The sequence below is a fragment of the Moorena sp. SIO3I6 genome, assembly GCF_010672095.1.
Genome location: NZ_JAAHHU010001646.1, coordinates 1 through 1103 on the forward strand (window position 1 = coordinate 1; position 1103 = coordinate 1103).

Annotated in this window: 1 protein-coding gene; it reads left to right on the forward strand. The window is 41.0% G+C overall.

From position 1 onward, the window contains the following. The first annotated feature begins 69 nt into the window (after positions 1–69). Positions 70–846, forward strand: a complete 777-nt coding sequence (locus tag F6K49_RS51980; protein ID WP_293110856.1) for a DUF3598 family protein — start codon at positions 70–72, stop codon at positions 844–846. The last annotated feature ends 257 nt before the right edge of the window (positions 847–1103 follow it).

Sequence of the window (1103 nt, forward strand, 5' to 3'; positions counted from 1 at the left end):
TCCAAGCTACGCAAATGGAGCCGCTTCGCGAACGCTAAAATAGACTAAGCTAGAGCTGGCTATAAGTATATGGATTTAAAAGAACAAAACTGGAAAAATTTCACGGCACACCTGCGGGATTGGCATGGGATTTGGACAAGGTATTCTCCTTCAGGAGAAGTAAAAGAATCATTTCAAAGTCTGAGAAGCTTTCAGAGCAATCCAGAGAAAACTGAAATTCATCAAGTAAATCGCTATATCTACGCTGAAGATAACTTCAAAGAAGAAAGTTGGGACTATAATCAGCAAGAAAATAATTTACCTGATGGCATATTTCACCCACAAGCTGATTCGATGAGAACTATTTGCTTTGAATCTGGTCATACTGCTTGGGTAACAAGACAATTAAAACCCGATTCGTATTTTGGTGTTGAATTATTTTTTAGGTACGAGGAATTACGACATAGTGTCGGGATTGTTTACGATAAACAAGGAGCTTTGTTCCGAACAGCGAATATTCGTGAAGATGCCAGGGGTTTTCCTAGTCAGTATTGGTCTAAAGAAATAGAACAGGTGTCCGAGAGAAATCTGAGTGGGAATTGGCAAGGAACCTCTGTTACCATGACCCCTGATTTAAAGATTTCTGAGCCTGTAGCAATTCAATTAAACTGGGGTTGGGAAGGACATAACACCTTCTTTTTACCTGATGGAGTTTCTATCAGTTGTCCAGATCAAGTAAGTGTTGGTACTCCCTGTACTCTCGCAGCAAATTGGCTGGTAACACCGTCAAAGTTGCAACAATTGAAGGTCAAGTATGACGAGTCTGGTGGTTTTGCTGCACTAACATTGGAACAACTTCATCTTTGATGTCAAAATAGGTCTAGTCTCTAGAGCCTCCTAGTTACAATGAGCAGCACCTTTCCCCTGTTTCGGTGTCTTCTTAATCCCAGCACCTATCAAAGTTTGCTACATATACCCAAAATATAGTATAATAGTAAGTTAACTCCTCACTAAAATTTGGTGTTCATGGCAGACTTAACTGGCACTTGGCTCGGAACTTACTGGCAAGGGGGAGTACCCACCCGGTTTGAAGCAACTCTGGTTCAAAGCAAGAATACCATCAC